This window comes from Streptomyces sp. NPDC090741 (assembly GCF_044769045.1).
GTDB lineage: Bacteria > Actinomycetota > Actinomycetes > Streptomycetales > Streptomycetaceae > Streptomyces.
In genome coordinates this window covers 317,964-344,240 of record NZ_JBIVXF010000009.1, presented here as the reverse complement: position 1 = coordinate 344,240, position 26,277 = coordinate 317,964, and the positions used below count along the sequence as shown (strand labels likewise).

The following is a 26,277-nucleotide window of genomic DNA, read 5'->3' as shown; positions in this document are numbered from 1 at the left end:
TGCCCGCCCCGGCCCCGCGGGGCAGGCTGCCGGTCATGCCGAGACCTCACGGATTCACGTACGAACAGCGCGCCGACGGCAGCGTGGTCATCACGCACCAGGGGCGGGCCGCGAGCACCCTGCGCGGCGGCCGGGCCGAGAAGTTCCTCGCCGAGCTGGAGTCCGGCGACGCGCAGCTCGTGATGGCCCGCTGGACGGGCGCGTACAAGTTCGGCAACGAGCGGACGGCGAAGAACCACCCCCGCAACCGGCGCTGAAATCTGCCGCGAGGGTAAGGGAACGGCAAAGCGCCTCCGGTCGTTCTCCGGGCATGACCGCTATGACCCCAGGTTCCAACCTGCCGCTCAACACCGTCCGTGTGACGGTGGACGTGGCTGCCCCGGTGCGGCTCGACGTGTCGGGACTGCTCCTCGCGGCGGACGGCAAGGTGCGCTCCGACGCCGACTTCATCTTCTACAACCAGCCGTCCGGGCCCGGTGTCAGCTACCGGTCCGGCGGCGGGGCGGCGCCGGACTCGATCACCGTCGACACGGGCGCCCTGCCGCCGGGCATCGAGCGGATCGTGGTCACGGCCAGCCCCGACGCCGCCGGTCAGACGTTCCAGGGCATCGAGCCCACCGCCACCGTGCGGCACGCCGAGACCGGCGCGGTGATCGCCTCCTTCACCCCGCCGCAGCTCGGTGCCGAGACCGCGCTCGTGGTCGTCGAGGTCTACCAGCGCGGCGGCGTGTGGAAGGTGCGCGCGGTCGGCCAGGGGTACGCGAACGGCCTCGCCGGGATCGCGACGGACTTCGGGGTCTCCGTGGACGAGGAGCCCACCCCGCCGCCCGCCCCGCCCAGAGCGACCGCTGCCGCCCCCGCAGCGCCCGCCGCCGCAGCGCCCGCCCCGCCCGCTGCCCCGCCCGCCGCTGCCCCGGCCGCCGCGCCCGGCACCGGGAAGATCAACCTCGACAAGGGCCGGGTCAGCCTCCAGAAGAACCAGACCGTGTCCCTCGTCAAGAACGGCCGCCCGCTGCTCTCCCAGGTGAAGATGGGCCTGGGCTGGGAGCCGGCGTTCCGCGGCCGGGACATCGACCTCGACGCCTCCGTGATCGCGTACGGCCCGCAGCGCAACCACATCGACAGCTGCTACTTCGGCAAGCTGTCCATCCTGGGCGGCGCCATCAAGCACTCGGGCGACAACCTCACCGGCGAGGGCGCCGGGGACGACGAGGTGATCGTCGTGGACCTCGGGCGGCTGCCCGCCGAAGCCACGGGCCTGGTCTTCACGGTCAACTCCTTCTCCGGCCAGAAGTTCACCGAGGTCGCCAAGGCCTACTGCCGCCTGATCGACGCAGCGAGCGGGGAGGAGCTGGTGCGCTTCGACCTCACCGGTGCCGAACCGCAGACCGGGGTCATGATGGCCAAACTGATTCGCCAGTTCTCGGGCGAATGGGAGATGACGGCCATCGGAGAGTTTGTGAAGTCCCGCACAGTGCGCGGGATGGTCAAGCCCGCCTCGCAGACACTCTGAGCAGGTGGGCGGGCACATGGAGCGACCGTGACCGGCGGCCGGAGGGCCGAGGTGATGGATTCCACCCTTAATAGGTGGGTGACTGTCAGTGCCCGCCCGTAGCCTTGAAAGCATGTACAGCACACTCCGGCCCGCGGGTCCCGCCCGCCCGTCCGCCGCAGAGGCGAACGAGGCGATACGGCACCTCGTCGAGACCCGGGTGGACGACGAGTGGCCCTCCGAGGCGTATGAGTTCCTCCTGGAGGAATGGGCCGCCGCCAGCCGCACCGATATCGCCGAGGTCGCCGCCGCCCAGTGAGGGCGGCGGCGCAGCCGTCCCGGCGTCAGTGCGCGCGGCGCCAGGGTCCGGTGATGGCCAGCATGATGCCCGGTTCCTGGATGTTGGCGTACAGCGTGCGCCCGTCCGGGGAGAAGCAGACACCGGTGAACTCGGAGTACTCCGGCTCCTGCGCCGTCCCCATGTTCAGCTCGTTGCGCGCCAGCGGGTAGGTGCGCCCCGACTCGGTCGCGCCGAACAGGTGCTGCAGGCCGCTGCCGTCCTCCGCGATGACCAGGCCGCCGTACGGGGAGACCGTGATGTTGTCCGGGCCGTCGAAGGAGCCGTCCTTGGCCGGGTCGGCGTTCACCCCGAGCACCACCGTCAGCCGGATCGTGCGCCGCTTCGGGTCGTAGAACCACACCTGGCCGTCGTGGGCCGTGCCCGGGCTCTCCTCACGGGCGTACGAGGAGACGAAGTACGTGCCCCCGTCGGCCCACCACATGCCCTCCAGCTTGCGGGCGCGGGTCACCGTGCCCTCCCCGAACTGCTTGCGCACGGACACCGTCCGCGCGTCGCGGTCCGGCACGGTCAGCCAGTCGACCCCGTAGACGGTGCCGATCTTCGTCGCGCGCGAGAGGTCGTCGACGAACCGGCCCGCGCTGTCGAAGCACTTGGCGGCGGCGAGCACGCCGGCGTCGGCCGCGAGGGTACGGAGCTTGCCGCGCCCGTGGCGGAAGCCGCTCGGCGGGGTCCAGCGGTAGAGCAGCCCGTTGGGTCCGGAGGCGTCCTCGGTCAGGTACGCGTGGCCGTGGCGCGGGTCGATGACCACGGCTTCGTGGGCGTACCGGCCGAAGGCCTTGACCGGCTTCGGGTCGCGGTTCGCGCGGCGGTCGTGCGGGTCGACCTCGAAGACGTATCCATGGTCCTTGGTCATGCCGTTCTTGCCGGCGAGGTCCTCGGTCTCCTCGCAGGTCAGCCAGGTGTCCCAGGGGGTGGCGCCGCCCGCGCAGTTGGTGGACGTACCGGCGATGCCCACCCATTCGGCGACCTCGCCGCCGCGCCGGACCTCGACGACCGTGCAGCCGCCGGCCGCGGCCGGGTCGTAGACGAGGCCCTCGGTGAGCGGGACGGGATGCGCCCAGTCCGCCCGCTTGCCCTTGAGCTCGTGGTTGTTGACGAGGAGGGTGACCCCGCGGTGGCCCTCGAAGGCAGCGGTGCCATCGTGGTTGGAGGGGGTGGACTCGCCCGAGTCGAGGGTGGTGACCCCGCTGTGGGTGATCACGCGGTAGCTGAATCCGGCGGGGAGGGCGAGCAGTCCGGCCGGGTCCGCGAGGAGCGGGCCGTAGCCGGGCTCACACGGCCGGCCGTTTTCGTCGCGCCGGGTGCTGTCGTCGGCCGCCAGCGCTCCCGGGGCGGTGGCGAGTGCGCCGACCGTCCCGGTGAGCGCGACTCCCGCGCCGGCGATGACGGTGCGGGCGGTGAAGTCTCTACGGCTGAGCGGCATCGGGTCTCCAGGGGTGGGGAGGTGGTGCGCCTGTCGTTCGGTCGTCGGCGCACAGGCTCCCGTCCGCACGTGAACGGCGGCTGAACTACCCGCGAAGGACGGCCGGATCCCTGGCGGGCCCGGCGGCCGCCCCCATCCGCCCCCATCCGCCCCCATCCGCCCGGCCATCGTCAGGTCTGGCGCGAACGGGCCTTGAACGCCGCCTTGCGGGCCTCCTTGGCGGCCTTCTTGTCCGGGTGCATCCGGCCCATCGCCTCCAGCACGTACGCCGTCGCCGGGTGGTCCACCCGCCAGACCTGGTCGAAGAACCCCGTGTGGTGCTCGGTCAGCGACCGCATCAGCAGCGGCAGTTCCGCCGTCTCCCCGTCCGCCGCGAGCTGCGCCGCGATCGTGTCGACGGTCAGCCAGAACACCATGGCCCCCTCCGGCGCCGGTACGTCGGCCACCCCGCGCTCGGAGAGCCAGACCCGGGCGAGCCCGCCGAGCTCCGGGTCGTCCAGCACCGCGCGGACCGCCTGCTCGGCCTCCGGACCGGCCGGGGCGAGGGCCTGCTGGCAGCGCAGCCGGCGCAGCGGGCCGCCCTCGTCGGCGCCCCGGGCGGCGGCCAGCAGTTCGGCGACGGCGTCGGGCAGTTCGCGGCCGGCCAGCCACTGCTCGATCTCCGCCTGGGCCGCGCCCTCGGGGTATCCGGAGACCGCGTCGAGCAGCGCGTCCGCGCCCTTGTCGGCCAGTTCGCCGACGGCCGGGGCGGTGACCCCGGCCTCCAGCATGCGGGCACGGATCCCGTACAGGCCGAGCGGGGTCAGCCGTACCAGCCCGTACCGGGAGACGTCCTCGTCGTCGACCTCGCCGGCGGCCGAACCGGGGGCCGAACCGGCCGCGGAACCGGCCGCGGCGAACTCCTCGTCGTCCGCCTCCGCCATCAGCGCCTCGTCCACGGGCCGGAACTCGACGAGCCCGATCGGCTCCAGCTGCCGGAACTGGTCGTCGAGGCGCATCATCGCGTCCGAGACCTGCTCCAGCACGGCGTCGGTCGGCTCGCCCATGTCCTCGGGGATGACCATCGAGGCGGCGAGCACCGGCAGCGGAATCGGCCCGTCCGAGGCCCCGTGCTCGGAGACGGTGAGCAGGTAGAGGTTGGCGAGGACCCCGTCGAGGAAGTCCGCCTCGCGGCTCGGGTTCCAGTCCAGCCGGTCGAAGTCGATCTCGCCGCCCTCGTCCAACGCGTCGACGAGGTCGTCCAGATCGGGCACGGCCGCGTCCGCGAGCACGGAGTCCAGCGCCGCCAGCCACAGGCCGAGCACCTCGCCGGGGGCGCCGCCGGTCACCAGGGCCAGGTCCTCGCCCGCTACGGCCGTGCCGGACTCCTCGTCGCCGTCCTCTTCCCCGTCCCCGTCCCCGTTGTCGTTGTCGCCGGGGTCGGCCACGTCGACGAGGCCGGTGTCCACGGCCACCCGCCAGGCCTGGCTCGCGAGCATCGGGCCTTCCTCGTCGGCGGGGTCGAAGCCCAGCGCGGCGGCGGCCTCGGGCAGCTGCGCGGCGGCGAGTTCGCCGCCGGCGTCCACGCGGGTGTGCGGTCCGGCCCAGCGGGCCAGCCGTACGGCGCGGGCGAACAGCGGGGCGACGAGGGCGTGGCGGGCCAGTTCCGCATCGGAGGGCAGCCGGACCGGCGGCAGCGTGGGGTGCGGCTCTGCGGACATGGGACGGTCTCCTCGCGAACGCGGTGGGGCGGTGGGGCGATGGGGCGGTGGGGCGGTGGGTCACGGCCCCGCGGGACGGTGGTGCGGCTCCCCGGGGCGCCGGTCCGGCCGCCACGGGGCGGCCGTCCGGCGCACCAGCGTAGACGCATATCGGGCGCTCCCGGGGGGCCATCTCCTTTGGTTCATCCCACAGTCAGCTTCCGTATCCCCTGGAGACCTTGACAACTTCCCTGGTCACACAGGAAATTGACGCGCGTAGATCTATGGGGAACCTCCGGGATTCCTGCGGATCGCCTGCGGCCCGGCCGCACGGCCTCCGTACGTATCCCGCCAAACGCACGCAACACCCCTCTCGCTTTCGTCTTCCACACACCGGAGTTCTTGACCATGCGCTCCTCGCATCCCCGTTCCGCCGCCGTCTCGGCACTCGTCGCCACCGCCCTGGCCACCGGTCTGCTGGCGGGCACCGCCGACGCGGCCGAAGGCACCGCGTCCGCCGAGCCGATACACATCCACGACATCCAGGGCACCACCCGCATATCGCCGCTCAACGGCAAGCAGGTCGCCGATGTCACCGGCATCGTGACGGGCGTGCGCACGTACGGCTCGCGCGGCTTCTGGATGCAGGACCCGGACGCCGACGACAACGACGCGACCAGCGAGGGCGTCTTCGTCTTCACCAGCTCCGTCCCGACCGTCGCCGTCGGCGACGCGGTCAAGGTCTCCGGCCTGGTCGGCGAGTACATTCCCGGCGGCGTCTCCTCCGGCAACCAGTCGGTCACCCAGATCTCCAAGCCGGCCGTGACCGTGGTCTCCTCGGGCAACGCGCTGCCCGAGGCCACCGCGATCAACGAGTACAACGTGCCCGCCGAGTACGCCCCGGCGGGCGACCCGGCCGCCGCCGGCAGCATCAACGGCCTGACCCTGGAGCCCTCGCGCTACGCCCTGGACTTCTACGAGTCCCTCGAGGGCATGAACGTGAAGATCGGCACCTCGCGGGTGGTCGGCGCCACCGACCCGCACTCGGAGCTGTGGGTCACGGTGAAGGGCTGGGAGAACACCGCCAAGCGCGGCGGCACGCTGTACGGCTCGTACGAGTCCCAGAACACCGGCCGCCTGCAGATCCAGCAGCTGGCCCCCCTCGCGCAGCAGCCCTTCCCGGTGGCCAACGTCGGCGACAAGCTGACCGGCACCACCGAGGGCCCGCTGGACTTCAACCAGTTCGGCGGCTACACCCTGGTGGCCCGCGCCCTCGGCACGGTCAAGGCGGGCACCCTCGCCCCCGAGAAGACCAAGGCGCAGGCGGCGAACGAGCTCGCGGTGGCCACGTACAACGTGGAGAACCTCGACCCGAGCGACCCGCAGGAGAAGTTCGACAACCTGGCGAAGGCCGTCGTCGCGAACCTCGCCTCGCCCGACATCCTGGCCCTGGAGGAGATCCAGGACGACAACGGCGCCAAGAACGACGGCACGGTGTCCGCGGAGCAGACGCTGACGAAGTTCACGGCGGCGATCGCGGCGGCCGGCGGCCCGGCGTACCAGTGGCGCACCATCAACCCGGAGAACGACAAGGACGGTGGCGAGCCCGGCGGCAACATCCGCCAGGTGTTCCTGTTCAACCCCGCCCGCGTCTCCTTCACGGACCGCGCGGCGGGCGACTCGGTGACCCCGACCGGCGTGACGCAGGTGGACGGCAAGGCCGCCCTGACCCACTCCCCCGGCCGGATCGACCCCGCGAACCCGGCGTGGGCCGACAGCCGCAAGCCGCTGGCCGGCGAGTTCGTCTTCAAGGGCAAGACGGTCTTCGTGATCGCCAACCACTTCGGCTCCAAGGGCGGCGACGAGGGCCTGACCTCGGTCCACCAGCCGCCGGTGCGGTCCTCGGAGGCCAAGCGGCTGCTCCAGGCGCAGGCCGTGAACGGCTTCGTCAAGCAGCTCCTGGCGGCCGACAAGCACGCGAGCGTCCTCGCCGTCGGCGACATCAACGACTTCGAGTTCTCGGCGACCGCGCAGGCGCTGGAGGACGGCGGGGCGCTGTACTCGGCGATCAAGTCGCTGCCGAAGGCGGAGCGCTACTCGTACGTGTACCAGGGCAACGCGCAGGTGCTGGACCAGATCCTGACCAGCCCGGCGATCAAGAACTTCACGTACGACAGCGTGCACATCAACGCGGAGTTCTCGGCGCAGAACAGCGACCACGACCCGCAGGTGCTGCGCTTCCGCCCGTAACCGCGGTGCGCCCCTGACCGGCAGGGCCCCCGGACACCGTCCACTCCGGGGGCCCTGCCACACTTCCGGCCACGATCTTCCGTACTGGCACCCGTGAGGACCTGCCCGTCGTACTGGCCCTGCCGGCGTGAGCCTGGCGCACTGAGGGGAGGCGCCGGAGGACACCTGGGGAGAAGTCAGGACTTTCGCCCCTGGCGTGACGCTCGCCACATCACCACCCATTCGACCCGGGTTGTGGTGTTGAGTGGCCCCACGCTCGGCCATGTCCCCCCGTATCCCCCGGAGGACCGCGTGTTCCCCTCCATCTCCCTCGCCCAGGAAGTCGGCCTGGCCGTCCTGATCGTGGCCGCCCTCGTGTGGGTGCTCGGCCTCGGGCACATGCTGTGGGACGCCCGCTTCCACCACCCGGAGCCAGGCGCGTACGAGGGCATCGCGGTCATCCCGGCCCAGCGCAGCGCCGCCACGCACCCGATGGAGTCGGTCGAGCTGACCGAGGCGGAGGAAGAGGCCTTCGCCGGCCTGATCCGCACCATCCCCCTCCACTGAACTCCCACGTCCTCCCGCGCTCGGGGCGGGAGGACGTTCAGGAGCCGGAAGATACGCGACGCCCTCACCGCCCCTCGCCGGGGTGATGAGGGCGTCGTGGCCGTACCGGGGCCGCCGGGGCCGGGGCCCGGGGCGTCAGTTGTGGGAGTGGAGGACCTCGTTCAGGCCGCCCCAGACCGCGTTGTTCGGGCGGGCTTCGACCGTGCCCGTGACCGAGTTGCGGCGGAAGAGGATGTTGCTCGCGCCCGAGAGCTCCAGGGCCTTGACGATCTGGCCGTCCGGGAGGGTGACGCGGGTGCCCGCGGTCACGTACAGGCCGGCCTCGACGATGCACTCGTCGCCCAGCGCGATGCCCACGCCCGCCTCGGCGCCGATCAGGCAGCGCTCGCCGATCGAGATGATCTGCTTGCCGCCGCCCGAGAGGGTGCCCATCGTCGACGCGCCGCCGCCGATGTCGGAGCCGTCGCCGACCACGACGCCCGCCGAGATGCGGCCCTCGATCATGGAGGTGCCGAGGGTGCCGGCGTTGAAGTTGACGAAGCCCTCGTGCATGACGGTGGTGCCCTCGGCGAGGTGCGCGCCCAGGCGGACCCGGTCCGCGTCGGCGATGCGCACGCCCTTGGGGGCGACGTAGTCCGTCATCCGCGGGAACTTGTCGATCGAGGTGACCTGGAGGTACAGGCCCTCGGCGCGCGCGTTCAGCCGTACGGCCTCCACCTGGTCCACGGCGACGGGGCCCAGCGAGGTCCAGGCGACATTGGCCAGCAGCCCGAAGACGCCGTCCAGGCTCTGGCCGTGCGGCTTGACCAGGCGGTGGCTGAGCAGGTGCAGGCGCAGGTACGCGTCGTGCGCGTCCAGCGGCTTGTCCTCCAGGGAGGAGATCACGGTACGGACGGCTACGACCTCGACGTCGCGGACGGCGTCCAGGCGGATCGCCTTGGCCGCGGCGGCCCCCAGGAGCTGCACGGCCTGATCGGCGGTGAGGCGCTCGGTGCCGGCCGGGCCGGGCTCGGCGACCAGCTCGGGGGCGGGGAACCAGGTGTCGAGGACGGTGCCGTCGGAGGCGATGGTGGCAAGTCCGGCGGCGACGGCGCCGGTGGTACGCGTAGCAGTCATGCCCGAAACCTAACCGGCGACGGCCCGAGGTTGCGAACCGGTCTCATGTGCCGGTCGCGCCGCGTGTCGCACCCCACCCGGCTCGGCGCGCCGCGCCTCGCGCCGTGACGCGTACAGCACCGCCCCGCCCGCGCCCGCCGCCAGCGCCGCGCACAGCGGCCACAGCAGCCCGGGGGCGGCCGCGTACAGGGCTCCGCCCAGCGGCGGCCCGAGGACGACGCCGCTGACCGAGATTCCCGCGTACAGGCTCTGGAACCGCCCGATGGCGTGCGCGGGCGCCTGGTCGGCGACGTACGCGGTGGCGGTGGTCTTGTACAGGATCTCCCCGAGGCTGAGCAGCACCATCATCGCCACGGCACTGGCGACTCCCACGCCGGCCAGCAGCGCCGCGTACCCGGCCCCGACGAGCACGATTCCGGTGCCGATGACGGGCAGCGGCGGTCGGGCGCGCAGCGCGACGGCGGCCGGGAGCTCCAGCAGCAGGATGACGCCCCCGTTGAGGGCGATGACCAGGCCGAAGGCGCGGACGTCGAGGCCGTGGTCGGCGAGGTAGACGGGGAAGGCCGAGTACTGCTGGCGGTAGACGAGGTCGGTCACCAGGATCGCGCCGAGCAGGACGAGTACGGCGGGCCGGGCCCGCAGCTCCTCCCACACGCCGCGGCCCAGACCCCCGTCCGGGGCCGCGGCGCCAGGGCGGGAGGCGCTGCGGGAGGCCCCGCGGGCCGGGACGACCCGCGCGGTCCAGAGGGCGAAGAAGAGGGTCCCGAGGCCGTCGGCGACGAAGAGCCAGTCGTACGAGAGCCCGGTCGCGAGCAGGGCTCCGAGGGGCGGGCCGAGGGTGAAGCCGCCGTTGGAGACGCAGCGGACGACGGCGAAGGCCTGTCGGCGGGCCCCCTCGGGGACGGTGACGGCGACCAGCGCGGAGTTGGCGGCCCGGACCACGCCGGAGGCGTACTGGGCCAGCGGCAGGGCCGCGTACAGCCCGGCGGTGGGCAGCAGCGGGAAGGACATCAGGGCGAGGCCGCCGGCGGTGGACGCGGCGAGCAGCACGCGGCGGTGGCCGAAGCGGTCCCCGTACCAGCCGCCGGTGAAGTTCCCGGCGACGAGGCCGATGCCGCCGATGCCGGTGACCAGGCCCGCCTGGGCGGCGCCGAGGCCGCGCGGGCCGGTCAGGTACAGGAAGACGAAGACGAAGGTGAAGCTGACGACGGCGTTGACGAACACCCCGGCCGCCAGCAGCCACACCACTCGGGGCACGTCCTTGAAGCCCTGCACCATGCCCGCGCCCAGGCCGCCCCCGCCACTCCTGCCCACGTCCTTGCCCCTGCCCCTGCCTGCGCCCACGCCCGCCCACTCCCCCGAATCGCAGTGAGTTTCCTTTGGGAACGGACTATGTCAGCATGACAGCCTTGGGTCAACGGACAAAGGAGTGCCCATGGCCCAGCGCACGCACCTCGACGACGCGGACTGCGCCATCGCCCAGGCCCTCGACGTGGTGGGCGACTGGTGGACGCTGCTGATCGTGCGCGACGCCGCGCGCGGCGTGCACCGCTTCGACGCGTTCCAGCGCGAGCTGGGGGTGTCCCGGAAGGTACTGGCCGAGCGGCTGAAACTGCTGGTCGAAGCCGGGGTGCTGACGCGCGAGCCGTACCAGGAACGCCCGGTGCGGCACGAGTACCGGCTGACCCCGCGCGGGCGGGGGCTGCTGCCGGTCCTGGTGGCCCTCCAGGACTGGGGAGACACCTGGGTCCTGGGGGAGGGTGAGATGACGGCGACGACGCAGGAGTCCTCGCGGGAGGCGGAACGGGTGCACGCGCTGCGCGGCACGCGGCTGCCGGAGCTGGTGCTGCCGGACCGGTTCGGGGAGCTCCGGGATCCGGTGGCGGACACGCCGTTCACGGTCCTGTACTGCTTCCCCGGCGCGTACGCCCGGGCCGGGGCCTACCCGCCGGGATGGGCGGGGATCCCGGGGGCCAGGGGCTGCACGTTCGAGTCGTGTACGTACCGGGACCAGCTGGCGGAGTTCACGGCGGCCGGGGCGACGGTGCACGGGGTGTCGACCCAGCGGCCGGATGAGCAGCGGGAGTTCGCGGAGGCGGAGGGGCTGCGGTTCCCGCTGCTCTCGGACGCGGAGCTGTCGCTGACGGCGGCGCTGCGGCTGCCGACGTTCCGGGCCGCGGGGGTGAGCCGGCTGAAGCGGTTGACGCTGGTGGTGGACCGGGGGCGCATGGTGCGCGAGGTGTTCTACCCGATCCAGGACATCGAGGCCGGCGTCGCGGCGGCGCTGACCGCCGTCCGCGACGCCGGCGCGGGCGTCAGTTCAGGGTGAACCAGGCCGCGCGGGACTTCTTCCATTCCGCGTGCGTCAAGTCCTTGGCCTCGGTGCCGTCCCCGTACAGGTCGGCCGAGCCGCTGTCCGTGATCAGCTGGACCCGCGCACCCGGCGCCGACAGGTCCGGTACGTCCACGATGGCCTCCCAGCCGCCCGGGTCCGTCGTCGGCAGGTCGGCCCGCTTGACCGGGGCGTGGCCGGCGACGCCGTCCCACTGGTAGAGCGCGTACGGGTCCGAGTTGTCGTCCGCGGCCCAGGAGCCGGCCAGGATCAGGTACTGGTTCGCCGCGTTCTTGCGGATGTCGCGGATGGCGAGGCCGCCGAGGTCGAGCTCGATGCCCGCCCCGAAGGTGGCCTTGGAGCCGCTGGAGAGCACCTTGTCGAAGTTGGTCACCGGCACGACCAGCGCCTTGCCGCCCGGCACCGCCGGGGCCAGCGGGGCCCGGAAGCCCAGGTAGGCGGTGGTGGTCGAGCCCGGCGCGAACTCCAGCCCCTCCACGTTGAAGCCGTCGATCTGCTTGGGCGCCTCACCGGCGGCCGTGCCGGCCGCGAAGCCGTAGCGGTTCCCGTTCGCCGTGTCCCAGGCCACCAGGTCGTCGCGGAGCTTCTTGTACGAGCGCCCGTACGCGAGCTGCGTACCCGACCCGGAGCCGTTCACGGTGGTGGTGAACACCGTGTTCCGGGGCGCCTTGTACTCGCCGTCCTTGTTGTTGCCGAGCGAGCCCGTCCAGTAGATGGTGTTCCCGATCAGGGTCGCCCCCTCGATGTCCACCTCCTTGGTGACACCGAGCTGCGAGCTGAAGTCCCAGGTGCGGACCGGGGCCGCCGAGCGGGAACGGTCGTACAGGCGCAGCACGTTGTTCTCGTCGTCGGCGACGACGGTGTAGCCGCCGCCGACGTCCACGGCGGCCGAGGAGTCGGAGGCGCCGCTGAAGTAACGGGCGTCGGCCGGATTCTGCACGGCGGAGGAGGCGGCGTACGACAGGGTCTTGGTGACACTCTTGCCGCCCAGCCCCGCCACCTTGACGGTGAGGCTGGTGTAGCCGCGGCCGCGCGCGGCGACGGCCAGCCGGCGCACCGCCCCGGTCCCGGTGACGGTCACGTCGCCGGTCCCGGCGACCGAGGCCTTGCTCGACGCGGACGCGCTGACCGTCAGCGCGGACACGTCGGCGCCGCTCTGCCCCACGGTCACGTCGACCACGGGGTCGCCGACCGCGCCGACGGCCCCGGACAGGTACGAAGCGGACAGGCTGATGGTCGGCGTCCCGTACGTCACCGCCTGGGCCGGCGCGACCGTGACCGTCCCGGCGACGACCAGCGCCGCGATCCCTGCGATACCAAGCTGCTTCTTCATCGGTGTCCCGTCCCCATGGGTCGAGCCGGGCGCGAACCACGTCACGCCGTGACGGCCGTCGAGCAGGTTCGGCCACCGTGGCCAACTCCCGGTGCACGTCAATCGTCCGCCGGACGAACACGGAGGGCCTCCCGGAAGCGCCCGGAACACGCGAAGGGCCCCCGGCGCGGTGCCGGGGGCCCTTCGTGGAACGGATGGCTCAGACGTTGAAGCCGAGCGCGCGCAGCTGCTCACGGCCGTCGTCCGTGATCTTGTCCGGGCCCCACGGCGGCATCCAGACCCAGTTGATCCGGAGCTCGCTCACGATGCCGTCCGTCGCCGACTTCGCCTGGTCCTCGATGACGTCCGTCAGCGGGCAGGCCGCCGAGGTCAGCGTCATGTCGAGGGTGGCGATGTTCGCGTCGTCGATGTGGATGCCGTAGATCAGGCCCAGGTTGACCACGTCGATGCCCAGCTCGGGGTCGACCACGTCGTAGAGGGCCTCGCGGACCTCTTCCTCGGTGGCCGGCTTGATCGACGCCTCGGGGGGCGTCGCGTTCTCGGTCATGCCGTCTTCCTCTCCGCGGCGTCGCCCAGTGCCCGGGCGGTCGCGTCCTTCCAGGCCATCCAGCTCAGCAGAGCACACTTCACGCGAGCCGGGTACTTGGAGACGCCGACGAACGCGACCGCGTCCTCCAGCACCTCCTCCATGGCCTCGTCGGGCTCGATCTTGCCCTTCGACTGCATCATCTCCAGGAACACGCCCTGGATCTTCTGCGCCTCGGCCAGCTCCTTGCCGACGAGCAGCTCGTTCAGCACGGACGCGCTGGCCTGGCTGATGGAGCAGCCCTGGCCCTCGTACGAGACGTCGGTGAGCGTCTCGCCGTCGTACTTCACGCGCAGCGTGATCTCGTCGCCGCACGTCGGGTTGACGTGGTGCACCTCGGCGTCGCCGTCGCGCAGGCCACGCCCGTGCGGGTGCTTGTAGTGGTCCAGGATCAGTTCCTGGTACATCGAATCCAGCTTCACTGCGTCGTCCTCGTCGCCCTCGTCAGCCGAAGAAGTTCCGTACGTGCTCCAGCCCGTCGATCAGCGCGTCGACATCGGCCGGAGAGGAGTACAGGTAGAAAGACGCTCGCGTGGTCGCGGGAATTCCGTAGCGCAGGCAGACCGGGCGGGCGCAGTGGTGTCCCACGCGGACCGCGATGCCCTGCTCGTCCAGGACCTGGCCGACGTCGTGGGGGTGGATGTCACCGAGCGTGAAGGAGATCGCGGCGCCGCGGTCCTCGGCCGTGGTGGGGCCGATGATCCGCAGGTCGGGGACCTCCAGGAGGCGCTTCACCGCGTACTCGGTGATCGCGTGCTCGTGCGCGGCGATCTTGTCCATGCCGATCGCGGTGAGGTAGTCCACGGCCGCGCCGAGGCCGACGGCCTGGGCGATCGGGGGCGTACCCGCCTCGAACTTGTGGGGCGCCGGGGCGTACGTCGAGGCGTGCATCGACACGGTCTCGATCATCTCGCCGCCGCCGAGGAACGGAGGCAGGTCCTCCAGGAGCTCCTGGCGGCCCCAGAGCACGCCGATGCCGGTCGGGCCGCACATCTTGTGGCCGGTGAAGGCCACGAAGTCGGCGCCGAGCGCCTGGACGTCCAGCGGCATGTGCGGAGCGGCCTGCGAGGCGTCGATCAGCACCAGCGCGCCGACCTCCTGCGCGCGCCGGACGATCGCCTCGACCGGGTTGATCGTGCCCATGATGTTGGAGACCAGCGTGAAGGAGACGATCTTCGTCTTCTCCGTGATGACCTCTTCGATGTCGGACAGGTCGAGCCGGCCGTCGTCGGTGAGGCCGAACCACTTCAGCTTCGCGCCGGTGCGCTGCGAGAGCAGCTGCCACGGGACGATGTTGGAGTGGTGCTCCATCTCCGTGATGGCGATCTCGGTCTCGCGGTCGACCCGGTAGGGCTCGTCCGCCCAGCCGAGCATGTTCGCGACCAGGTTGAGCGACTCCGAGGCGTTCTTGGTGAAGATCACCTCGTTGCGGCTCGGCGCGTTGATGAAGGCGGCGACCTTGTCGCGAGCGCCCTCGTACAGCGCCGTGGCCTCCTCGGCGAGCACGTGCACGCCGCGGTGGACGTTGGCGTTGTGCTGCTCGTAGTACTCGTTCAGCGCGTCGAGCACCTGGCGCGGCTTCTGCGAAGTCGCCGCGTTGTCCAGGTAAACGATCTTCTTCCCGTCGTGGACCACACGATCCAGAAGGGGGAAGTCCTTGCGGATCGCCTCGATGTCGAGGAGGCCAGGCAGCTGTGTCACGCGGTTGCGCCACCCTTCACGTACTTGTCGTAGCCCTCGGCCTCCAGCTGGTCCGCCAGCTCGGCGCCACCGGACTCGGCGATGCGGCCGTTCGCGAACACGTGCACGAAGTCGGGCTTGATGTAGCGCAGGATGCGCGTGTAGTGGGTGATCAGCAGGGTGCCGACCTCACCGGTCTCGCGGACGCGGTTGACGCCCTCGGAGACGATGCGCAGGGCGTCGACGTCGAGGCCGGAGTCGGTCTCGTCGAGGATCGCGATCTTCGGCTTGAGGAGCTCCAGCTGGAGGATCTCGTGGCGCTTCTTCTCACCGCCGGAGAAGCCCTCGTTGACGTTGCGCTCGGCGAAGGCCGGGTCCATCTGGAGCTGCTCCATCGCGGACTTGACCTCCTTCACCCAGGTGCGCAGCTTCGGGGCCTCGCCGCGGATGGCGGTGGCCGACGTGCGCAGGAAGTTGGAGACCGAGACGCCGGGGACCTCGACCGGGTACTGCATGGCGAGGAAGACACCGGCGCGGGCGCGCTCGTCGACGGACATCTCCAGGACGTCTTCGCCGTCGAGGGTCACGGTGCCACTGGTGATGGTGTACTTCGGGTGACCCGCGAGCGAGTACGCCAGCGTGGACTTGCCGGAGCCGTTCGGACCCATGATGGCGTGCGTCTCGCCGGCCTTGACGGTGAGGTCGACACCCTTGAGGATCTCGCGGGCGCCACTCGCCGAGTCACCGGTCTCGACGGAGACGTGCAGGTCGTGGATTTCAAGCGTTGCCATGGATACCTCAGGACTCCTGGGTGAGGGAGACGAGCACGTCGCCCCCTTCGATCTTTACGGGGTATACGGGAACCGGGCGGGTCGCGGGCAGACCGGACGGCTTGCCGGTGCGCAGGTCGAACGAGGACCCGTGCAGCCAGCACTCGATCATGCAGTCTTCGACCTCGCCCTCCGAGAGCGAGACGTTCGCGTGCGAGCAGACGTCGTTGATCGCGAACACCTCCCCCTCGGTGGAGACGATGGACACCGGCGTGCCGTCGAGTTCCACCCGCTTCGGGGTGTTCTCCTCCAGCTCGCTCAGCGCACAGGCCTTGACGTAAGTCATCAGACGGACGCCTCGAGCTCGGTCTCGATCCTGGCGAGCAGGCGCTCCTCGATGTCCGCGACACCGATCTGCTGGACGAGCTCGGCGAAGAAGCCGCGCACGACCAGGCGCCGGGCCTCGCCGGCCGGGATGCCGCGGGCCTGGAGGTAGAAGAGCTGCTCGTCGTCGAAGCGGCCGGTCGCGGAGGCGTGGCCGGCGCCGACGATCTCGCCGGTCTCGATCTCCAGGTTCGGCACCGAGTCGACCCGCGCGCCGTCCGTCAGGACGAGGTTGCGGTTCATCTCGTAGGTGTCGGTGCCCTCGGCGCTCTTCTCGATGAGGACGTCGCCGATCCAGACGGCGTGGGCGCCCTCGCCCTGCAGCGCGCCCTTGTAGACCACGTGCGACTTGCAGTGCGGGGCGTCGTGCGTGACCAGGAGGCGGTGCTCCTGGTGCTGGTCGGCGTCCGTGAAGTACAGGCCGAGGAGCTCGGCCTCGCCGCCGGGGCCCGCGTAGCTGATCCGCGGGTGCAGGCGTACGACGTCGCCGCCGAAGGTGACCACGATCGACTTGAAGGTCGCGTCGCGGCCGACCAGCGTGTTGTGCTGGGAGCAGTGGACGGCGGTGGCGTCCCAGTCCTGCACGGAGACGACGGTGAGCTTGGCGCCGTCGCCGACGAGGAAGTCGACGTTGGCGGCGCGCACGCCGTCACCGGTGTGGTCGATGACGATGACGGCCTCGGCGAAGGCCTGGACGTCGAAGACGGTGTGCCCGAAGGTCGTGCCGCCCTCGCCGTGCAGCGAGACGCGCACCGGCTCGGTCAGGACGGCCTCCTTGGGCACGGTGACGACCGTGGCCTTGGTGAAGGACGTGAACGCCTGGGCGGCGATCCGGTCCACCGGGGTGCCGGCCTTGCCGATGCGCGCGTCGTCGCGCTCCACCGACTCGACGGTGACGCCCTCGGGCGCGTCGATCTGTGCCTTCATCGTGCCGTTCGCGACCGCGGTGCCGTCGTGCAGACCACGCAGGCGCGCCAGCGGGGTGAACCGCCACTCCTCCTCGCGGCCGTGGGGGACGGGGAAGTCCGCCACGTCGAAGGACGGGGGTGCGCTCATCCGGGTGGCGACGGTGGACTCGGCGGCCACCGCGATCGCGCCGGCGGTGGTCGAACCCGCCGGAATGTTCTGAGCCTCAGCCATGGCTGTCGTCTTGCTCGCTCTCGTGTCTACGTCTAAAGAATGTGCTGCGGGAGGGGACGGTCGGTCAGGACTAACCGACCGAGCCCTCCATCTGCAGCTCGATCAGCCGGTTGAGCTCCAGCGCGTACTCCATGGGCAGCTCGCGCGCGATGGGCTCGACGAAGCCGCGCACGATCATGGCCATGGCCTCGAACTCCGTGAGACCGCGGCTCATCAGGTAGAAGAGCTGGTCATCGGAGACCTTGGAGACGGTGGCCTCGTGGCCCATGGAGACGTCGTCCTCACGGACGTCCACGTACGGGTACGTGTCCGAGCGGGAGATCGTGTCGACCAGGAGCGCGTCGCAGAGCACGTTCGACTTGGAGCCGTGGGCGCCCTCGCCGATCTCGACCAGGCCGCGGTACGAGGTGCGGCCGCCGCCTCGCGCCACCGACTTGGAGACGATGTTCGAGGAGGTGTTCGGCGCCATGTGGACCATCTTGGAGCCGGCGTCCTGGTGCTGGCCCTCGCCCGCGAAGGCGATGGACAGGGTCTCGCCCTTGGCGTGCTCGCCCATCAGGTAGACGGCCGGGTACTTCATGGTGACCTTGGAACCGATGTTGCCGTCGACCCACTCCATGGTCGCGCCCTCGTACGCCACGGCGCGCTTGGTGACCAGGTTGTAGACGTTGTTCGACCAGTTCTGGATCGTCGTGTAGCGGCAGCGGCCGCCCTTCTTCACGATGATCTCGACGACGGCGCTGTGCAGCGAGTCCGAGGAGTAGATCGGGGCGGTGCAGCCCTCGACGTAGTGGACGTACGCGTCCTCGTCGACGATGATCAGCGTCCGCTCGAACTGGCCCATGTTCTCCGTGTTGATGCGGAAGTAGGCCTGGAGCGGGATGTCGACCTTGACGCCCTTGGGCACGTAGATGAACGAGCCGCCCGACCACACGGCGGTGTTCAGCGACGCGAACTTGTTGTCGCCGACCGGGATGACCGTGCCGAAGTACTCCTGGAAGAGCTCCGGGTGCTCCTTGAGCGCGGTGTCCGTGTCGAGGAAGATGACGCCCTGCTCCTCCAGGTCCTCGCGGATCTGGTGGTAGACGACCTCGGACTCGTACTGGGCCGCGACACCGGCGACGAGGCGCTGCTTCTCCGCCTCGGGGATGCCGAGCTTGTCGTACGTGTTCTTGATGTCCTCGGGCAGGTCCTCCCAGGAAGCGGCCTGCTTCTCGGTGGAGCGCACGAAGTACTTGATGTTGTTGAAGTCGATGCCGGAGAGGTCGGAGCCCCAGGTCGGCATGGGCTTCTTGCCGAAGAGCTTCAGGCCCTTGAGGCGGAGCTTCAGCATCCACTCGGGCTCGTTCTTCTTCGCCGAGATGTCCCGGACTACGTCCTCCGACAGGCCACGCTTCGCAGCGGCGCCGGCCGCGTCGGAGTCGGCCCAGCCGTATTCGTAGGTGCCCAGGCCATCGAGCTCAGGGTGAGCAGTCTCCGTGGTCATGCGGGGTTCCTCCCGGCCGTACTTGCAGATGCTGATGTGTCGTTCTGTGTGGTGCCCGCGCCTCGCGGGATGAAGGTGGTGCACACCCCGTCGCCGTGGGCGATCGTGGCGAGGCGCTGCACATGCGTCCCGAGCAGGCGGGAGAAGACCTCGGTCTCCGCCTCGCAGAGCTGCGGGAACTGCTCGGCGACATGGGCGACCGGGCAGTGGTGCTGGCAGAGCTGTTCACCGCTGTGCGGACCGGGAGCGCTCTTGGCCGTAGCAGCGTACCCGTCCGCGGTCAACGCCTTGGCAAGGGCCTCGGTGCGTTCCGCGGGGGCGGCGGCGTCCAGGCTTTCCCGGTAGGTCTCGGCCTGTGCGTCCATCCGTGCCCTGGCGAAGGCGGCGACGGCCGCCTCTCCCTGCTCGCCCCCGCCGGCGGCCTGCGCGATCCAGCGCAGTGCGTCCGCGGCGAGCGAGTCGTAGGACTGGTCGAACGCGTCGCGGCCGCAGTCGGTCAGCGCGAAGACCTTGGCGGGCCGGCCCCGGGTGCGCGCACCGTAGACGCGCTGCTCACGGGGCTCGACCACGTCGTCGGCGACGAGCGTGTCGAGGTGGCGGCGGACGGCGGCCTGGGTGAGGCCGAGACGCGCTGCGAGGTCGGCGACGGTCGAGGGACCGTGGTCCAGGATGGAGCGCGCGACCCGGTTGCGGGTTGACCGCTCCCCGGTAGCGAGTTCCCCCTGAGGGGTCTCGATCATCCGTTCGCCGTATTTCACAACGCCATTGTTGCGTAATTAGTCGAGCCCCGACAAGCCGTGACCGGCGCCACTCCTGGTGGCCTCTATCACTAAGGGTTACCTAATTTGTCTACGCAGAGTTAAACGGACGGGAATGATCCGTGATCCCGCCGAGCCCTCCGGTGAACCGGTACACGGCTCCCACCTGCAATCCCCCGCCGACGGCGTTTGCGGGAACGTGCCCGTCAAGTTGCGCAAAAAGTCACTGAAACCGGCCGAGCCTTCCAGGACCACACGACTGAAAAAGTCATGAATACGCAGGTCCGTAACCCTTCGACCCCGGGACCGAGACCCCCCTTCCCGGCTCCGTAGACTCACCCGCATGAGCAATGACCCCGCCGTGGAGATCCGCGGACTGGTGAAGCGGTACGGGCCGAAAACGGCCGTGGACGGTCTCGACCTCACCGTCCGCAAGGCCTCGGTCACCGCAGTCCTCGGCCCGAACGGCGCGGGCAAGACCACCACCGTGGAGACCTGCGAGGGCTACCGCCGCCCCGACGCGGGCACCGTCCGCGTCCTGGGCCTCGACCCGGTCGCCCAGGCCGAGGCGCTGCGCCCGCGGATCGGCGTGATGCTCCAGTCCGGCGGGGTCTACTCCGGCGCCCGCGCCGTCGAGATGCTGCGCCACATGGCCAAGCTGTACGCCCACCCGCTCGACGTGGACGTCCTGGTCGAGCGGCTCGGGCTGGGCGGCTGCGGCCGCACCGCCTACCGCCGCCTCTCCGGCGGCCAGCAGCAGCGCCTGGCCCTGGCCATGGCCGTGGTCGGCCGCCCCGAGCTGGTCTTCCTGGACGAGCCGACCGCGGGGCTCGACCCGCAGGCCCGCCGGGCGACCTGGGACCTCGTACGGGAACTGCGCGCCGACGGGGCCTGCGTCGTCCTCACCACGCACCACATGGACGAGGCCGAGCAGCTCGCGGACGAGGTCGCCATCGTCGACTCCGGCCGGGTCATCGCCCACGGCAGCCCCGAGCAGCTGTGCCGCGGCGGCGCAGAGAACACCCTGCGCTTCACCGGCCGGCCCGCCCTCGACCTCGGCTCGCTGCTCAAGGCGCTGCCCGACGGCACCGAGGCCGCCGAGCTCACCGCGGGCGTCTACCGGGTCACCGGCGCCGTGGACCCGCAGCTGCTGGCCACGGTCGCCTCCTGGTGCGCCCAGCACGGGGTGATGCCGAGCAGCCTCTCGGTGGAGCGGCACAGCCTCGAAGACGTTTTTCTGGAACTCACGGGCAAGGAGCTGCGCGCATGAGCGCCGGTACGTTCACCCCCGCCCCGGGGGCCGCGCCCGTGTCCCGGATGATCCTGGCGCAGACGGCGCTGGAAACCCGGATGCTGCTGCGCAACGGGGAGCAGCTGCTGCTGACCGTGATCATCCCGACCCTGCTGCTGGTGCTGTTCTCCGCCGTCGACATCGTCGACGTGCCCCTTCAGGAGGGGGGCGCCCAGAAGTCGGTCGACTTCCTCGCGCCCGGCATCCTGGCGCTGGCCGTGATGTCCACCGCCTTCACCGGGCAGGCCATCGCCACCGGCTTCGACCGCCGCTACGGGGTGCTCAAGCGGCTCGGCGCCTCGCCGCTGCCGCGCTGGGCGCTGATGGCCTCCAAGACGCTGTCCGTGCTGGTCACCGAGGTGCTCCAGATCGCGCTGCTGACGGCGATCGCCTTCGCGCTGGGCTGGTCCCCGCACGGCAACCCGCTCGCGGTCGCCGCGCTCGTCCTGCTGGGCACCGCCGCCTTCTCCGGGCTCGGGCTGCTGATGGCGGGCACCCTCAAGGCCGAGGCCACGCTGGCCGCCGCCAACCTGGTGTTCCTGCTGCTGCTGGTCGGCGGCGGGGTGATCGTGCCGATGGAGAAGTTCCCCGGAGCCGCTCAGTCCGTACTGGGGCTGCTGCCGATCTCGGCGCTGTCCGACGGACTGCGCGAGGTGCTCCAGCACGGCGCCGGGCTGCCGTGGGCGGACGTGGCCGTGCTCGCCGTCTGGGCCGTCCTCGGACTCGGCGCCGCCGCGAAGCTGTTCCGCTGGGAGTGAATCCCTTCCCCCGGACGTTGGCCTGGCAGGAGGATGGGCGCCGCCCCGCGGGGGCGGTGCACACCAGGACGCCGGGGGGCGGACATGGCGCAGCGGGAAGACGTTCTACGGCTGGACGCGCAATGGGCACGGATCCGGTCGGGGGCCGCACGGGCGGCGCCGGCCGAGGCCGAGGCGCTGCTGACGGAGTTGATCGGCGTGCTGCGCGAACCGGCGCGGACCGATCCGGAGTGCGCGGCGCGGCTCGGTCTGCGCCTGGGGGACCTGGCGGCCCGCCGGTTCGCCGGCGGTGACCGGGCCGGTGCCCTCTCGGCCGTGGAGGAGGGGCTGCGGCATGCGCAGCAGGCGGCCGGGCACGCCCCGGAGTACGCCCGCTGGTACGCCCGGGGCCTGATCAACCAGGGGGTCTGGCTGTCCTGGCCGCTGAGCGACGAGGTGCGGCTGCCCCGCTACCCGCTGGGCCCGGCGTCCGAGTCCGGCCCGAGCGCGATGGAGCGGGCGGCGGGTGAGCGCGCCCTGGACCTGACCCGGGCGGCGGTCGAGGTGTGGGCGGGCCTGGACCAGCAGGATCCGGTCAACCGGCGCGGTCTCGCGCAGGCCAAGGTGTTCCTCGGGGACCGTCTCGCGGAGCTGGGCTCCGCCGAGGAGGCGGTGGCCTGGGCGGTGGACGCGGAGGGCGGTTTCCGCCAGCTGCTGCTCGCGGCCCCCGGTGCGGAGGAGTCCCAGGAGGCGGAGGAGGCCCTCGACCACATCGGCCGCCAGCTCGAACTGCGGCTGCGCTTCCTGTCCTTCGACTCCCTGGTGAGTCTGCGCGCCCAGGGGCTGCTGCCCGAACCCCTGCTGCCCCAGGCCGTGGTGGCGGCCCGGATCCAGGGCGTGGCCGAGCCCGAGATCGCCGCCCGGCTGCGCCTCGGCGCCGAACAGGTGCGCACGATGCTGGAGGTCACGCCCTGGCTCGCGGTGTGGCGCTTCGAGGTGCGCGGTCCTGACGGGCTGTGGAACGTACAGGAACATCCGTGGCACAGCGGAACAGAAGTAAGAAACAGGACAGCAGAGGACATAGGCGCCGAATTGATACACGGGTTCGCGGCGTCCGCCGACTACCCCGGCGACGGCGTCCCTTGGCGCGTCCACCTCTGGTGGCACGAGGAAGGCGACCCCGCGGGGGCCCGGTTCCGCATGGCCGCCGGGCCGGAGACAGCGCAGGGCGGACCTGCGGACACCCCCTCGTGAAAGTTTGCACAAGGCTCCGCGTACGATAAGGGCCGTGTTGACCCCTCTCGCTTACCTCGCCAACCGCTGGACCCCGTCACCCCGGATCGTCCGGCGGGCCGCCCTCGCCGCGCTCGTCATGAGCGTGCTCATCGTCGTCACCGGCGGCGCGGTACGGCTGACCGGCTCCGGTCTCGGCTGCGACACCTGGCCCAAGTGCACGGACGACAGCCTGATCGTGACCCAGGAGCAGGGCTTCCACGGGGCCATCGAGTTCGGCAACCGCATGCTGACGTACGTGCTCTGCGCGGCCGTTGGCTGGTGCATCATCGCGGCCCGCTCGGCCACGCCGTGGCGCCGGTCGCTGACGAAGCTCGGCTGGCTCCAGTTCTTCATCGTGATGGGCAACGCGGTCCTCGGCGGCATCACCGTCCTGACGGGGCTCAACCCGTACAGCGTGTCCGGGCACTTCCTGCTCGCCACCTCGCTGATCACGGTCACCACGGTCACCTGGCAGCGCACCCGCGAGGGCGACACCGCTCCCCGGCCGCGCGTCCCCGGTCCGGTGCGCAAGCTCTCCTGGGCCCTGATCGCGACCACCCTGGTGCTGATCGCGGCGGGCACCGTGGTCACCGGTTCCGGTCCGCACGCGGGCGACCGCAGCGAGATCAAGCGGATGCCGTTCGACTGGGCGGCCACCGCCCACGTCCACGCGGTCTCCGCCTGGGTGGTCTGCGCGCTCGCCGTGGCCATGTGGCTGGTGCTGCGCGTGGTCGACGCGCCGATCGACACCCGGGCCCGCGCCCGTGACCTGCTGATCGTGCTGCTCGCGCAGGGCGGCATCGGCTACGTCCAGTACTTCACCCACGTGCCCGAGGCCCTGGTCGCCGCCCACATGCTCGGCTCCTGCCTGGTGTGGATCGCCGTGCTCCGCGTGGCGCTCAGCCTGCGGGAGCGGCCCGCGACGCAGGCGGAGATCCCGGCGCAGGCCGACCCGCAGCTCTCCGCAGTCTGAGCCGCCGGGGCCCCGCCCCCGCGTCGCTCACCCTCGCTCGTCCAGCCGGTAGACGCGGCGGGCATTGCCCGCCGCGACCATGGCCGCCACGCGTTCGGCGTCCCGCCAGGACCAGGCGCCCTCACCGACCCAGCCGCCCAGCACCCGGCCCAGCGCCTCCCGGAACACCAGGGCGCCCACCGCGTGCAGCTCGGGCAGCCGGCGCCCGCCGCTGGAGAAGAGCAGCTTGCCGAAGGGGGCCAGCTCCAGCACCTCGGCCAGCACCCCCGCCGCCCGCGCGCCGCTCTGCCCGAGCGCCGCGCCCAGATCGGCATGGACGTGCGGGAAGGCCGCCGCCAGCTGGGCGGCGTGCCGGTGGTACGGGTATCCGCCGAGCAGCACCAGCCGGGTCCCGAGCCCCGCGGTGGCCCGTACGAACTCCGTCAGCAGGGCCGGATCGGCCTGCTCCGGCCGCTGCCCCGGCTCCCCCGCGCCCGCCCCGGTGTGCAGCTGGAGCGGCAGCCCGGTCGCCACCGCGCTCCACAGCAGGTGCCGCAGGAGTACGGGATCCCGTACGGCCCCGCCCTTGGGGCGCCGCGCCAGCCACCGGCCGGCCGCCCCCCGCACCTCCCCCGGACCGGGCGGCTCGGGATCCCGCCCGAGCACCGCGGGGTACCCCGCGTCCGCACCGCAGGTGAAGGCCACGGCCGCCGCGGCGGCGTGGTGGACGGCCTCGGCGAGGTTGGCGAGGAAGGCCGGGACCGTGCCGGAGGTGTCGGCGACCTGCTCGGCCAGCAGCTCCAGCCGTACGACCTCGAAGGCGTCGGCGTCCCCCGCGATCGCCAGCTCCTTGGGGACGGTGAGGTCGCCGGGCACTCCCGTGTCGACCAGATAGGCGGCGACACCGGAGCCCCGCAGCAGCCTGCGCCCGGACTCGACCACACCCAGCTCACGCCGCCGGGCCAGGTACCGGGCGGGGGCGCAGTGCGGCTCCAGCCCGAGCAGCGGCGGGCACCAGCGGCGCACCGCGAAACCGGTCTGGGTGTCGAAGAAGGTGGTCCCGGCGGCTGGCGGGCCGGCCGAGCGGATCAGCTGGGCCTCGAAGGTGCCGAGGCCCAGCTCCGTACGGAGCACTCCGTGGCAGTACTGGTCCACCAAGGGCGGCGTTTCGATCATCCGGGCATCCCGTTGCGGACGTGAGGAAGGGGCTTCCACACGTCCTAACGGGTGAGCGGGGTGCGAGGTGTTGCTCGTGCTGTTGACCGAGCGGCCACCTCTGGGATCAGGCCGCCGGGTTCGCCGCCCCGCCGAGCTGGATGCCGGCCATCCGCGACCATTCGTACGGGCCGGTCTTGACACGGGCGGCGAACTCGCCGTCGAACTCATCGTGGAGGGTCAGGCCGGACTTCTCGGCGGCCAGCCGGGCCACCTCGTGCGTCGGGGCCACCAGATCGCCCCAGCCGCCGTCCGTGCCGACGAGGACGATCCGGGTGCCGGCCTGGCCGATGTGCGCGAGATGGCCCTCGGCGCCGCCGTGGTGCTTGGCGAACGCGCCGATCTGCCGGGCCAGCTTCGCGGCCTTCCGGTCCTGCTTCTTGTCTGCGGTGTCCGCCGTGGTGTCTGCCATGGACAGCATGCTACCGGCGGGTAATGAGCGGAGGAAGTGTCAGCGGAGGAAGGGGTCCACGGCCACCGCCACGAACAGCAGCGACACGTACGTGATCGACCAGTGGAACAGGCGCATCTCCTTGAGCTTCGCGCCCGTCACGCCCGACTTGGCCCGCGCGTGCAGCGCGTGCGCCTCCCACAGCCACCAGCCGCCGGCCGCCAGCGCGACCGCGGTGTAGAACCAGCCGGTGTACCCCAGCGGGGTCAGCAGCAGCGAGACCGCCACCATCACCCAGCTGTAGATGACGATCTGGCGCGCCACGACCTGGTTGCCCGCCACGACCGGCAGCATCGGCACGCCGACGCGCGCGTAGTCCTCCTTCACCTTCATGGACAGCGGCCAGTAGTGCGGCGGCGTCCAGAAGAAGATGACGAGGAAGAGGATGACGGCGGCCCAGGAGACCTCGTTCTTGACGGCGGACCAGCCGATGAGCACCGGCATGCAGCCCGCGATGCCGCCCCAGACGATGTTCTGCGCGGTGCGCCGCTTCAGCAGCATCGTGTAGACGACGACGTAGAAGAGGAGCGCCCCGAGCGCGAGCGCGGCCGACAGCCAGTTGACGAGCAGCCCGAAGAAGAGGGTGGAGACCACCGCGAGCGTGATGCCGAAGGCCAGGCACTCGCGCGGGCTCACCATGCCGGTCACCAGCGGCCGCTGCGCGGTGCGGTCCATCAGCGCGTCGATGTCGCGGTCGATGTACATGTTCAGCGCGTTGGCGCCGCCCGCGGACAAGTACCCGCCGAAGCAGGTGGCGAGGACCAGCCACAGTGACGGCACGCCCTGTTCGGCGAGGAACATCACCGGCACTGTGGTGATCAGCAGAAGTTCGATGATCCGCGGCTTGGTCAAAGCCACGAAAGCCATGACCCGGGCCCCGAACGGCCGGTGACCGGGGCTCGTCCCGAGCACCCCCGCTGGACGGGATTCGACGGCCGTCACGCACACCCCTGACAGAGAAACCAGCAAGCTCCGGACATAAAGGTCCGCTGAAGGCTC

General features: G+C 71.4%; 26 protein-coding genes. 10 read left to right on the top strand and 16 right to left on the bottom strand.

Annotation, left to right across the window (positions count from 1 at the left end; translation table 11 throughout):
• The first annotated feature begins 35 nt into the window (after positions 1-35).
• The 3 genes from ACIQU4_RS25230 (at position 36) to ACIQU4_RS25220 (ending at position 1,811) form a co-directional block, all read left to right on the top strand.
• Positions 36-257: a hypothetical protein gene (locus ACIQU4_RS25230; RefSeq protein WP_403734773.1), complete on the top strand. Its 222-nt coding sequence runs from the start codon at positions 36-38 to the stop codon at positions 255-257.
• 62 nt (positions 258-319) lie between these two features.
• On the top strand, positions 320-1,513 hold the full coding sequence (locus ACIQU4_RS25225) for a TerD family protein (protein WP_403734770.1): 1,194 nt from the start codon (positions 320-322) through the stop codon (positions 1,511-1,513).
• A gap of 112 nt (positions 1,514-1,625) precedes the next feature.
• Complete coding sequence (locus tag ACIQU4_RS25220; protein ID WP_053688657.1) at positions 1,626-1,811, top strand: hypothetical protein; 186 nt, start codon at positions 1,626-1,628, stop codon at positions 1,809-1,811.
• A gap of 25 nt (positions 1,812-1,836) precedes the next feature.
• Here the strand turns inward: ACIQU4_RS25220 and ACIQU4_RS25215 are convergent, their stop codons facing one another.
• Positions 1,837-3,276: an alkaline phosphatase PhoX gene (locus tag ACIQU4_RS25215; protein ID WP_403734767.1), complete on the bottom strand. Its 1,440-nt coding sequence runs from the start codon at positions 3,274-3,276 to the stop codon at positions 1,837-1,839.
• Positions 3,277-3,446: 170 nt separating this feature from the next.
• Entirely contained in the window at positions 3,447-4,976 is a 1,530-nt protein-coding gene (locus tag ACIQU4_RS25210) for a hypothetical protein (protein ID WP_403734764.1), read from the bottom strand.
• A 387-nt stretch (positions 4,977-5,363) separates the two neighbouring features.
• Between ACIQU4_RS25210 and ACIQU4_RS25205 the strand changes: the two genes are divergently transcribed.
• Together ACIQU4_RS25205 and ACIQU4_RS25200 are read left to right on the top strand one after the other, a co-directional pair.
• On the top strand, positions 5,364-7,205 hold the full coding sequence (locus ACIQU4_RS25205; RefSeq protein ID WP_403734976.1) for an endonuclease/exonuclease/phosphatase family protein: 1,842 nt from the start codon (positions 5,364-5,366) through the stop codon (positions 7,203-7,205).
• Positions 7,206-7,496: 291 nt separating this feature from the next.
• Entirely contained in the window at positions 7,497-7,751 is a 255-nt protein-coding gene (locus tag ACIQU4_RS25200) for a hypothetical protein (RefSeq protein ID WP_403734761.1), read from the top strand.
• A gap of 135 nt (positions 7,752-7,886) precedes the next feature.
• On the opposite strand, the gene dapD is transcribed toward ACIQU4_RS25200, so the two are convergent.
• On the bottom strand, positions 7,887-8,867 hold the full coding sequence (gene dapD, locus ACIQU4_RS25195; RefSeq protein ID WP_030859004.1) for a 2,3,4,5-tetrahydropyridine-2,6-dicarboxylate N-succinyltransferase: 981 nt from the start codon (positions 8,865-8,867) through the stop codon (positions 7,887-7,889).
• A 9-nt stretch (positions 8,868-8,876) separates the two neighbouring features.
• Positions 8,877-10,145 carry an MFS transporter gene (locus ACIQU4_RS25190; RefSeq protein WP_403734973.1) on the bottom strand — a complete coding sequence of 423 codons (1,269 nt, stop codon included), beginning with the start codon at positions 10,143-10,145 and terminating at the stop codon, positions 8,877-8,879.
• A gap of 157 nt (positions 10,146-10,302) precedes the next feature.
• On the opposite strand from ACIQU4_RS25190, the gene ACIQU4_RS25185 reads away from it, so the two are divergent.
• Positions 10,303-11,196: a winged helix-turn-helix transcriptional regulator gene (locus ACIQU4_RS25185; protein ID WP_403734758.1), complete on the top strand. Its 894-nt coding sequence runs from the start codon at positions 10,303-10,305 to the stop codon at positions 11,194-11,196.
• Here the strand turns inward: ACIQU4_RS25185 and ACIQU4_RS25180 are convergent.
• From ACIQU4_RS25180 to ACIQU4_RS25140, 9 genes are all read right to left on the bottom strand, one after another.
• Entirely contained in the window at positions 11,183-12,553 is a 1,371-nt protein-coding gene (locus tag ACIQU4_RS25180; protein WP_403734755.1) for a DUF3616 domain-containing protein, read from the bottom strand. The genes ACIQU4_RS25185 and ACIQU4_RS25180 overlap by 14 nt on opposite strands.
• A gap of 199 nt (positions 12,554-12,752) precedes the next feature.
• Complete coding sequence (locus ACIQU4_RS25175; protein WP_385187655.1) at positions 12,753-13,100, bottom strand: metal-sulfur cluster assembly factor; 348 nt, start codon at positions 13,098-13,100, stop codon at positions 12,753-12,755.
• Positions 13,097-13,561, bottom strand: coding sequence for a Fe-S cluster assembly sulfur transfer protein SufU (gene sufU / locus ACIQU4_RS25170; RefSeq protein WP_403734751.1), 465 nt, complete (start codon positions 13,559-13,561; stop codon positions 13,097-13,099). Before sufU ends, ACIQU4_RS25175 begins: the two co-directional genes overlap by 4 nt.
• Before the next feature lie 22 nt (positions 13,562-13,583).
• Complete coding sequence (locus tag ACIQU4_RS25165; protein WP_403734748.1) at positions 13,584-14,840, bottom strand: cysteine desulfurase; 1,257 nt, start codon at positions 14,838-14,840, stop codon at positions 13,584-13,586.
• On the bottom strand, positions 14,837-15,610 hold the full coding sequence (sufC, locus tag ACIQU4_RS25160) for a Fe-S cluster assembly ATPase SufC (protein ID WP_030160387.1): 774 nt from the start codon (positions 15,608-15,610) through the stop codon (positions 14,837-14,839). Before sufC ends, ACIQU4_RS25165 begins: the two co-directional genes overlap by 4 nt.
• 7 nt (positions 15,611-15,617) lie before the next feature.
• A complete protein-coding gene (locus ACIQU4_RS25155; RefSeq protein WP_403734745.1) occupies positions 15,618-15,935 on the bottom strand; it encodes a bifunctional 3-phenylpropionate/cinnamic acid dioxygenase ferredoxin subunit in 318 nt (105 codons plus the stop codon).
• A complete protein-coding gene (sufD, locus tag ACIQU4_RS25150) occupies positions 15,935-17,113 on the bottom strand; it encodes a Fe-S cluster assembly protein SufD (RefSeq protein ID WP_403734743.1) in 1,179 nt (392 codons plus the stop codon). The genes ACIQU4_RS25155 and sufD overlap by 1 nt, the downstream gene beginning before the upstream one ends.
• 70 nt (positions 17,114-17,183) lie before the next feature.
• Positions 17,184-18,599 carry a Fe-S cluster assembly protein SufB gene (sufB, locus tag ACIQU4_RS25145; RefSeq protein ID WP_403734740.1) on the bottom strand — a complete coding sequence of 472 codons (1,416 nt, stop codon included), beginning with the start codon at positions 18,597-18,599 and terminating at the stop codon, positions 17,184-17,186.
• On the bottom strand, positions 18,596-19,339 hold the full coding sequence (locus tag ACIQU4_RS25140; protein ID WP_030160379.1) for a metalloregulator ArsR/SmtB family transcription factor: 744 nt from the start codon (positions 19,337-19,339) through the stop codon (positions 18,596-18,598). Before ACIQU4_RS25140 ends, sufB begins: the two co-directional genes overlap by 4 nt.
• 361 nt (positions 19,340-19,700) lie before the next feature.
• Here ACIQU4_RS25140 and ACIQU4_RS25135 point away from each other — a divergent pair, with 361 nt between their 5' ends.
• From ACIQU4_RS25135 to ACIQU4_RS25120, 4 genes are all read left to right on the top strand, one after another.
• Positions 19,701-20,627 carry an ABC transporter ATP-binding protein gene (locus ACIQU4_RS25135; protein WP_403734735.1) on the top strand — a complete coding sequence of 309 codons (927 nt, stop codon included), beginning with the start codon at positions 19,701-19,703 and terminating at the stop codon, positions 20,625-20,627.
• Positions 20,624-21,406, top strand: coding sequence for an ABC transporter permease (locus tag ACIQU4_RS25130; protein ID WP_403734732.1), 783 nt, complete (start codon positions 20,624-20,626; stop codon positions 21,404-21,406). The genes ACIQU4_RS25135 and ACIQU4_RS25130 overlap by 4 nt, the downstream gene beginning before the upstream one ends.
• 84 nt (positions 21,407-21,490) lie before the next feature.
• Complete coding sequence (locus ACIQU4_RS25125) at positions 21,491-22,639, top strand: hypothetical protein (RefSeq protein ID WP_403734729.1); 1,149 nt, start codon at positions 21,491-21,493, stop codon at positions 22,637-22,639.
• A 25-nt stretch (positions 22,640-22,664) separates the two neighbouring features.
• Entirely contained in the window at positions 22,665-23,633 is a 969-nt protein-coding gene (locus ACIQU4_RS25120; protein ID WP_403734969.1) for a heme A synthase, read from the top strand.
• Positions 23,634-23,660: 27 nt separating this feature from the next.
• On the opposite strand, the gene ACIQU4_RS25115 is transcribed toward ACIQU4_RS25120, so the two are convergent.
• The 3 genes from ACIQU4_RS25115 to ACIQU4_RS25105 all read right to left on the bottom strand — a co-directional run bounded on the left by ACIQU4_RS25115 (position 23,661) and on the right by ACIQU4_RS25105 (position 26,226).
• On the bottom strand, positions 23,661-24,788 hold the full coding sequence (locus ACIQU4_RS25115) for an amidohydrolase family protein (RefSeq protein WP_403734726.1): 1,128 nt from the start codon (positions 24,786-24,788) through the stop codon (positions 23,661-23,663).
• Positions 24,789-24,894: 106 nt separating this feature from the next.
• Positions 24,895-25,239: a hypothetical protein gene (locus tag ACIQU4_RS25110; protein ID WP_403734724.1), complete on the bottom strand. Its 345-nt coding sequence runs from the start codon at positions 25,237-25,239 to the stop codon at positions 24,895-24,897.
• Between the two features lie 39 nt (positions 25,240-25,278).
• Entirely contained in the window at positions 25,279-26,226 is a 948-nt protein-coding gene (locus ACIQU4_RS25105; RefSeq protein ID WP_403734967.1) for a heme o synthase, read from the bottom strand.
• Between the last annotated feature and the right edge of the window lie 51 nt (positions 26,227-26,277).

What these genes read in the sequence shown, in the direction of transcription:
- ACIQU4_RS25230 (WP_403734773.1), top strand. Translation starts at nt 36, where the DNA reads ATGCCGAGACCTCACGGATTCACGTACGAACAGCGCGCCGACGGCAGC.
- ACIQU4_RS25225 (WP_403734770.1), top strand. Translation starts at nt 320, where the DNA reads ATGACCCCAGGTTCCAACCTGCCGCTCAACACCGTCCGTGTGACGGTG.
- ACIQU4_RS25220 (WP_053688657.1), top strand. Translation starts at nt 1,626, where the DNA reads ATGTACAGCACACTCCGGCCCGCGGGTCCCGCCCGCCCGTCCGCCGCA.
- ACIQU4_RS25215 (WP_403734767.1), bottom strand. Translation starts at nt 3,276, where the DNA reads ATGCCGCTCAGCCGTAGAGACTTCACCGCCCGCACCGTCATCGCCGGC.
- ACIQU4_RS25210 (WP_403734764.1), bottom strand. Translation starts at nt 4,976, where the DNA reads ATGTCCGCAGAGCCGCACCCCACGCTGCCGCCGGTCCGGCTGCCCTCC.
- ACIQU4_RS25205 (WP_403734976.1), top strand. Translation starts at nt 5,364, where the DNA reads ATGCGCTCCTCGCATCCCCGTTCCGCCGCCGTCTCGGCACTCGTCGCC.
- dapD (WP_030859004.1), bottom strand. Translation starts at nt 8,867, where the DNA reads ATGACTGCTACGCGTACCACCGGCGCCGTCGCCGCCGGACTTGCCACC.
- ACIQU4_RS25190 (WP_403734973.1), bottom strand. Translation starts at nt 10,145, where the DNA reads ATGGTGCAGGGCTTCAAGGACGTGCCCCGAGTGGTGTGGCTGCTGGCG.
- ACIQU4_RS25185 (WP_403734758.1), top strand. Translation starts at nt 10,303, where the DNA reads ATGGCCCAGCGCACGCACCTCGACGACGCGGACTGCGCCATCGCCCAG.
- ACIQU4_RS25180 (WP_403734755.1), bottom strand. Translation starts at nt 12,553, where the DNA reads ATGAAGAAGCAGCTTGGTATCGCAGGGATCGCGGCGCTGGTCGTCGCC.
- ACIQU4_RS25175 (WP_385187655.1), bottom strand. Translation starts at nt 13,100, where the DNA reads ATGACCGAGAACGCGACGCCCCCCGAGGCGTCGATCAAGCCGGCCACC.
- sufC (WP_030160387.1), bottom strand. Translation starts at nt 15,610, where the DNA reads ATGGCAACGCTTGAAATCCACGACCTGCACGTCTCCGTCGAGACCGGT.
- ACIQU4_RS25155 (WP_403734745.1), bottom strand. Translation starts at nt 15,935, where the DNA reads ATGACTTACGTCAAGGCCTGTGCGCTGAGCGAGCTGGAGGAGAACACC.
- sufD (WP_403734743.1), bottom strand. Translation starts at nt 17,113, where the DNA reads ATGGCTGAGGCTCAGAACATTCCGGCGGGTTCGACCACCGCCGGCGCG.
- sufB (WP_403734740.1), bottom strand. Translation starts at nt 18,599, where the DNA reads ATGACCACGGAGACTGCTCACCCTGAGCTCGATGGCCTGGGCACCTAC.
- ACIQU4_RS25140 (WP_030160379.1), bottom strand. Translation starts at nt 19,339, where the DNA reads ATGATCGAGACCCCTCAGGGGGAACTCGCTACCGGGGAGCGGTCAACC.
- ACIQU4_RS25135 (WP_403734735.1), top strand. Translation starts at nt 19,701, where the DNA reads ATGAGCAATGACCCCGCCGTGGAGATCCGCGGACTGGTGAAGCGGTAC.
- ACIQU4_RS25130 (WP_403734732.1), top strand. Translation starts at nt 20,624, where the DNA reads ATGAGCGCCGGTACGTTCACCCCCGCCCCGGGGGCCGCGCCCGTGTCC.
- ACIQU4_RS25125 (WP_403734729.1), top strand. Translation starts at nt 21,491, where the DNA reads ATGGCGCAGCGGGAAGACGTTCTACGGCTGGACGCGCAATGGGCACGG.
- ACIQU4_RS25115 (WP_403734726.1), bottom strand. Translation starts at nt 24,788, where the DNA reads ATGATCGAAACGCCGCCCTTGGTGGACCAGTACTGCCACGGAGTGCTC.
- ACIQU4_RS25110 (WP_403734724.1), bottom strand. Translation starts at nt 25,239, where the DNA reads ATGGCAGACACCACGGCGGACACCGCAGACAAGAAGCAGGACCGGAAG.